The sequence below is a fragment of the Nocardia fusca NBRC 14340 genome, assembly GCF_001618425.1.
GTDB classification, from domain to species: domain Bacteria; phylum Actinomycetota; class Actinomycetes; order Mycobacteriales; family Mycobacteriaceae; genus Nocardia; species Nocardia fusca.
The window spans coordinates 66,086-72,478 of the sequence record NZ_BDCU01000057.1 but is presented as its reverse complement, the minus strand read 5'-3'; the positions used below and the strand labels follow the sequence as shown (position 1 = coordinate 72,478).

Sequence of the window (6,393 nt, the reverse complement as noted above, 5' to 3'; positions counted from 1 at the left end):
CACAGCACCTTTGCGAGCAGGTTCACGTCCTCACTTTCGCGAGCAGGTCCACTCTTCAGGGAGCGAGCCCACTAGCCCACTGCTCGGCGGCCATACGCATCGACTCCTGGTCCACTGACCCGCCGGACTGTCAACAGTTCGCGCCCGTCGCACCTACGGCGTTCCCGTCTACTGGGCCCCGTGCTCTTCCGGGACTACTTCGGCCGGGACCGGGGGTGGTGGGGGTGTGCCGTCGCCGAAGGGGCGGCCGCCGAGGGATTCGCGGCCGTGGGGGGTGAGCCAGCCGGCGAGGTTCGGGCCCTTGGGGACGATCCGGGTCGGGTTGATGTCGGTATGGACTTTGTAGTAGTGGTCCTTGATCTGCGTGAAATCGATGGTGTCGCCGAAACCCGGGGTTTGGAACAGGTCTCGGGCGTAGGCCCATAGGACCGGCATCTCGCTGAGTTTGCTGCGGTTGCATTTGAAATGGCCGTGGTAGACGGGGTCGAACCGGGCCAGGGTGGTGAACAGCCGGATATCGGCTTCGGTGATGGTGTCGCCGACCAGATAGCGCTGCCCGGTCAGCCGGTCCGACAGCCAGTCCAGGGCGGTGAAGAGCCGGTCGTAGGCGGCGTCGTAGGCATCCTGGGCGCCGGCGAATCCGCAGCGGTACACGCCGTTGTTCACCTCGCGGAACACGCGTGCGTTCACCTCGTCGATCTCGGCGCGCAGCGCTTCCGGATACAGCTGCGGCGCTCCGTCGCGGTGGTACTCGGTCCATTCGAGGGAGAAGTCGAGGGTGATCTGCGCGTAGTCGTTGGTGACGACCTGTCCGGTCGGTACGTCGACGATCGCCGGCACCGTGATACCGCGCGGATAGTCGGGGAAACGAGCCAGGTAGGCGTCGCGCAGGCGCGGGATCCCCAGCACCGGGTCCACCCCGCCCGGGTCCAGATCGAAGGTCCAGCTGAGTTTGTCGTGGGTGGGTCCGCACAGGCCCAGCGAGATCACCGATTCCAGGCCCAGCAGGCGGCGCGCGATCAGGGTGCGGTTGGCCCATGGGCAGGCGCGGGCGGCGACCAGCCGGTAGCGGCCCGGTTCGACCGGGTAGCCGTCGCGGCCGTCGGCGGTGATCCGGGTGGTGATGTAGTTGGTATCGCGTCTGAATTCGCCCGGTTCGACGTAGGTGCCCTGTGCGGTTTCCGAGTCGGTCATGGCACCAGTCTCGCAGGGCCGGCCCATAAGCTGACGGTATGAGCGCTACCGAACCCATCCGGCTGGAACGCACGGTCACCGCCGGCGGTGCCGAGGTCGCCACGTTGACGCTGGCGAGCCCCCCGCTGAACCTGTTCGATCAGGCCATGTTCGACGCCCTGGTCGCCGGTCTCGCCGAGCTGTCGGCGCGGCCGCCGCGCGCGTTGCTGATCCGGGCCGAGGGCAAAGTGGTCTCGGGCGGGGTGGATGTACACACCTTCGACGGGCTCACCGCCGCGCAGGGAGCCCAGCTGTGGCAGGACCTGTTCGCTCGGATCAGTCATCCGATCGAGGCGCTGCCGTGCCCGGTGTTGTTCGCCGCGCACGGGCTCACCCTCACCGCGGCGTTCGAGATCGCGCTGGCCTGCGATCTGATCCTGGCCGCGCCGAAGGCGAAGTTCGGGCTGGTGGAGATCGTGGTCGGGTTGACGCCGTCGATGGGCGGTCCGCAGCGGCTGGCCGAACGGGCCGGGTCGGGCCGGGCCCGCGAACTGGTGATGACCGGCGATCTGTACGACGCGCAGACCATGCGCGAATGGGGCGTGGTCAACCAGATCCACGAGGATCTCGACACCGCGGCGGTCGCGCTGGCCCATCGGCTGGCCGAGGGGCCCACTCGCGCGCACGCCGCCACCAAGCGGATCGTCGAAGCGTGGCGGTCGGGCGGGGTGGCGCACGCGGATTCGGTGACACCGCGGGTGTCCGGTGACCTGTTCGACACCGAGGACCTGCCGCGGGCGGTGCGCAGCTTCCTGGAACTGGGTCCCGGGAAGGCCACCTACCGGGGGTGCTGAACGATCGGATGACGATTGCGTCATCCGATCCGGGCGATTCGCCGACTCCGCACCCGAACTTGTGATCTGCGTCATATAGTCACAGGTGCCAGACTGTTCGACTGTGCGGAGGTCCGATGCAAGGCGGTACGACCACGATCATCGGGCCCGCGGCCGGTCCGGCCGGTCCGGTGCGGCAGTCCGGCGGCGCGCCCGGCCGGCGGCCGGATCCGGTGGAGTTCCATATCGTCGACGCCGGCGCCGCGGCGCCGCTGTCGCGGGGCGCGGACGGCGTTCTGCGTTACGGCAACCTCAGCCCCGCCCTCACCGAACTCCTCGATCTCCAGGTGCACGCGTTCTCCAACCGGGAGGCCGTGGTCGAGGTCGGCGGCGGCCGGCTGACCTATCGGGAGCTGTGGCATTCGGCCTCCCGGGTGGCCGGTGGGCTGCAGGAGCACGGGATCGGCTACGGGGACCGGGTCGCGGTGCACATGCCACCGGGGGTGCGCTGGGTGCAGGCGTTCCTCGGGGCGCTGCTCAGCGGGGCGGTACCGGTTCTGGTCCAGTACGGGCTGCCGCGTGAGGCGGCCGACAAGGTCATCGCCGACAGCGATGCCGATTTCGTCCTGGGCGCGCCCGACCGGGGTTGCGGGGCCACGCACAGCGACAGCCGCTGGGCCGCCGATCTGCCCGACGGCGCCGCGTTCATCGACGACGGTGCGGCGCTCGGCGATCTGGCGCTGCTCTGCTACACCAGCGGGGCCGGGGCGGGTGCCGTGCCGACCGGGGTGGAACTGACCAACGAGAATCTGCTCTCCGCCATCCGCTCGATGGTCGCCGCCCTCGATCTGCCCACCGACGGGATGCGCAATCTCGTGCTGCAGCCGCTGGCCCACGCCAGCGGCTGTGTCGATCAGCTGCTGCCCACCTTCGCGGTGGGGGGCACCGTGGTCCTGGCCCAGGGCGCCGGTGCGGTGGCGGCGGCGATCGCCGAGGAGGGCGTGGATACGCTCGCGGCCAGTACCCGTATTCTCGGCGGCCTGCTGCCGGAGCTGGCCGCGGGGCGTGCCGACGGATTGTGCACCGAGCGGGTGATCCGGATCAGCACGGCCGGTCATCGCGCCGAGGCGGGGGATCACGCGTCGGCGTCCGCCGGTGATCTCGGTACGGTCTTCCCCTCGGCCCGGCAGTGGTCGGTGTGGGGTGCGACGGAGACCAGCGGGATCGGGCTCGCGCTGGGGCCGACCGCCGGTCCGGCCGCCGACGCCGACGGTACTGTGCTCGGGTTCCCGTTCGGCGGTACCGAGCTGGCGCTGTGCGGACCGGAGGCCGCGTCGGGGCGCGGCGAACTGCTGTGCCGCGGCCCCAATGTGACCAGGCGCTACTGGAACGATCCACAGCGCACCGCCGACCGCTTCACCGGCAGCTGGTTCCATACCGGCGACCATGTGTGCATCGGCACCGACGGTCTGGTCCGGCGCAGCGCCTGAGCGTCAGGCGACGAGTCGTTCCCGCAGCCGCTCCCGCAGGTCGGGCGTGAGCCCCACGGCGCGTAGATAGGCATCGAAATCACCGTGCAGTTCGATCCCGGATTCGAGGCCCGCGCGCAGGTACTCCTCCCGGACCTCGAGTACGGCCTGCGGCAGGTCCGCGCCGAACTCGTCCTTCAGCGAGGTGCGCAGTTCGGCGACCGCCTGGTTGCTCAGCAGGTAGTCGCCGAGGATCTCGGATTCGGTGACCCCGACCGCGCGTAGCAGCGTGGCGATGGTCCAGCCGGTGCGGTCTTTACCGGCGGCGCAGTGCACCAGGACGGCTCCGCGGTCGGCGACGATCGCCTCGGCCAGGGCGGTGATGGCAGCGTGCGCCTCGGGCCGGGCCGGGAAGTTGCGGTACACGTCCATCATGTAGGCGAGCGCGGCGCCGGGCGCGTCCTGCCGGCCGGCGCCCGCCTCGTGCGGGGGCGCGGTGACGGTTCCGTCGTCGAAGGGGGTGATGTTCAGCCGGATCTCCGGGGGCAGATGGTCGGCGCCGGCGCGTTCGATCTCCAGGTGGCCGCGCAGATCGTGGACCGCCCCCACGCCCAGTTCCCGGAGGGTGGAGTGGCCGGCGTCGTCGAGCCGGCTGAGCTGAGCCGAGCGGAGCAGGACTCCGGGTCGTGTCGTCCCGCCGCCGTGCAGACGCAATCCGCCGAGATCTCGAAAGTTGAATGTGCCGCTGATCCGGAGATGCCCGGCGAGGGGAGAGCTTGTCACCGCATCAGGCTAACTGCCGCCCGACGGTGCGCGTTGTGTGATGCCGCACAGCCGTCGAAGATCAGCGGGGCCCGGTCGTAGACTGGCCGATGGTCTCTGTCATGAGGCGCTGTGGCGGTACGGGTACGTCTCCCGACGGGTCGGTCCAAGGTGGGCCGGACGCAGGTGTACCGGGCTTCCGGGGTATGAGGTATCGGTCCCGAAGGGGCCGTAAAAACAGTCTTCGGGTATGGATTTCCCGGCAGAACTGTTCTCAAACCCCGAAAACCTTCTAATATCGAGAAGACGGATTGGATAGGCAGCGCAACTTCCCGACTATGCCTACCGATCCGGCCGGCCACTGCGGTGCCGAGTTTTCGGTCCGGAGTGTGCGAGTTGTTTGCCGAGGGAGCTTGCGTTGGGCGTACGTGGAGAAATAGCGGAGGTCCGGATCCGGTCGGCCGTGCGTGAAGCGGTCGATCATGCAGACGCGGTTATGGATATCACCGGATTACGGGCGTTGCGGGTGTTGCTGCACGCCGGGGTGAGCGCCTACTGGCCGTTGGTCAAGTCGACGCCGGTGCAGCAGATCCACGCCTACTCCAAGACCGTGCAGACCTTGTGCCGGCACTGGGATTCGACCGCGGACTATGTGCCCGACCCGGTGGTCTCCGAGCGGCAGCGTGCCCAGCAGCGTGATGTGATCGAATGGCTCGAGCTGTGTGCCGCCCGTTCGGGTACCCGCTGGATCGAGCCCGTCGAATCGGTGGCGTCCTACGTGATGATGGTGGTCCAGGGTTCGGTGCTGCGGTGGCTGGCCGATTGTGACGACGAGGTCGTCCTGGTCGCCTTCGACGATCTGGTCTCCAATCTGGTCACCCGGGCGATCGACGCCGGAAACCCGTCCCGATAAAGCTGGACGTTCGACCAGTACGGTGGTTGAGTGGTCCGGGTGAGTGCGACCTCGCCGATTGCCCCTCTGTATGCGGCCACCGCGGATCTCGATCCGCCGTTGGCCGCGGTGGACCTCACCGCCCTGCGGGCCAATGCCGCCGACCTGGTGCGCCGGGCGGCGGGCCGGCCCATCCGGGTGGCCAGTAAATCTGTGCGCTGCCGCGCGGTCCTCGAGGAAGTGCTCGGCGCCGGACTGACCGCCGCGGGTGGTTTCGCCGGCCTCATGTCGTATTCGCTCGCCGAGGCGATCTGGCTGGTCCGGCAGGGCGCTCGCGATGTACTGCTCGGGTACCCGAGCGCCGATCGCGCGGCGCTGGCCGAACTCGGCAGCGACCCGGTCCTGCTCGAGGCGATCACGCTGATGATCGACGATGTGGCACAGCTGGACCTCGTCCGTGCCGCGGTCGGCAGCGCGACCGTACATCCCCGGGTCTGCCTGGATGTGGACGCCTCGCTGCGGATCGGTCCTGTGCATCTCGGGGTGCGCCGCTCGCCGATCCGGACCCCGGAACAGGCCGCCGAACTGGCCGAGACGGCCGTCGGCCGCGGGTTCCGGGTGGTCGGGCTGATGACCTACGAGGCGCAGATCGCCGGACTGCCGGACACCTCGCTGCCGGTGCGCCTGGTGAAGAAGGCCTCCGCCCGGGAGATCGGCCGGCGCCGCGGCGCGGTGCTGGACGCCGTGCGGGCGGTGACCGGTCCGCTCGAGATCGTCAACAGCGGCGGTACGGGTTCGATCGAATTATCCGCCGCCGCACCGGGAGTCACCGAGATCACCGCGGGATCGGGGCTGTACGTACCGACTCTGTTCGACGGATATCGATCGTTCCGGCCAAGGCCCGCACTGTATTTCGCGTTGCCGGTCCTGCGCCGGCCCGCGTCCGGAATGGTCACGGTATTCGCCGGGGGATATATCGCCTCCGGGCCGGCGGGGGCTTCTCGGGTGCCTCAGCCGGTGTGGCCGAAGGGATTGCGGCTGCTCGGTACGGAAGGGGCCGGCGAGGTGCAGACACCGCTGGCCGGAGCCGCGGATCTGTCGATCGGGGACCGGGTGTGGTTCCGGCACGCCAAGGCCGGTGAGCTGTGTGAACGGTTCGACCGGTTGTATCTGGTGGACGGTAACGGCTCGCGCGTGGCGGTACCGACATATCGTGGCGAAGGTAAATGTTTCGGATGAGCGGCGGCCGAATCCGATACGGCGG

At 69.2% G+C, this 6,393-nt stretch carries 6 protein-coding genes; 4 read left to right on the top strand and 2 right to left on the bottom strand.

The features are described 5' to 3' along the window. Positions 1-168 precede the first annotated feature (168 nt). Positions 169-1,194, bottom strand: a complete 1,026-nt coding sequence (locus NF4_RS32660) for a glutathione S-transferase family protein (protein ID WP_063131265.1) — start codon at positions 1,192-1,194, stop codon at positions 169-171. A gap of 38 nt (positions 1,195-1,232) precedes the next feature. Between NF4_RS32660 and NF4_RS32655 the strand changes: the two genes are divergently transcribed. After that, complete coding sequence (locus NF4_RS32655) at positions 1,233-2,027, top strand: enoyl-CoA hydratase/isomerase family protein (RefSeq protein WP_063131254.1); 795 nt, start codon at positions 1,233-1,235, stop codon at positions 2,025-2,027. Positions 2,028-2,143: 116 nt separating this feature from the next. Next, positions 2,144-3,496, top strand: coding sequence for a class I adenylate-forming enzyme family protein (locus tag NF4_RS32650; protein ID WP_084533745.1), 1,353 nt, complete (start codon positions 2,144-2,146; stop codon positions 3,494-3,496). A 3-nt stretch (positions 3,497-3,499) separates the two neighbouring features. Here the strand turns inward: NF4_RS32650 and NF4_RS32645 are convergent, their stop codons facing one another. Continuing rightward, entirely contained in the window at positions 3,500-4,258 is a 759-nt protein-coding gene (locus tag NF4_RS32645) for a tyrosine-protein phosphatase (RefSeq protein WP_063131253.1), read from the bottom strand. 475 nt (positions 4,259-4,733) lie between these two features. On the opposite strand from NF4_RS32645, the gene NF4_RS32640 reads away from it, so the two are divergent. Together NF4_RS32640 and NF4_RS32635 are read left to right on the top strand one after the other, a co-directional pair. Then, positions 4,734-5,150 (top strand): TetR family transcriptional regulator, encoded by a 417-nt coding sequence (locus tag NF4_RS32640; protein WP_232330751.1) that lies wholly within the window; start codon positions 4,734-4,736, stop codon positions 5,148-5,150. A gap of 39 nt (positions 5,151-5,189) precedes the next feature. Next, positions 5,190-6,368, top strand: coding sequence for an amino acid deaminase/aldolase (locus tag NF4_RS32635; protein ID WP_063131262.1), 1,179 nt, complete (start codon positions 5,190-5,192; stop codon positions 6,366-6,368). The last annotated feature ends 25 nt before the right edge of the window (positions 6,369-6,393 follow it).

What these genes read in the sequence shown, in the direction of transcription:
- NF4_RS32660 (WP_063131265.1), bottom strand. Translation starts at nt 1,194, where the DNA reads ATGACCGACTCGGAAACCGCACAGGGCACCTACGTCGAACCGGGCGAA.
- NF4_RS32655 (WP_063131254.1), top strand. Translation starts at nt 1,233, where the DNA reads ATGAGCGCTACCGAACCCATCCGGCTGGAACGCACGGTCACCGCCGGC.
- NF4_RS32650 (WP_084533745.1), top strand. Translation starts at nt 2,144, where the DNA reads ATGCAAGGCGGTACGACCACGATCATCGGGCCCGCGGCCGGTCCGGCC.
- NF4_RS32640 (WP_232330751.1), top strand. Translation starts at nt 4,734, where the DNA reads ATGGATATCACCGGATTACGGGCGTTGCGGGTGTTGCTGCACGCCGGG.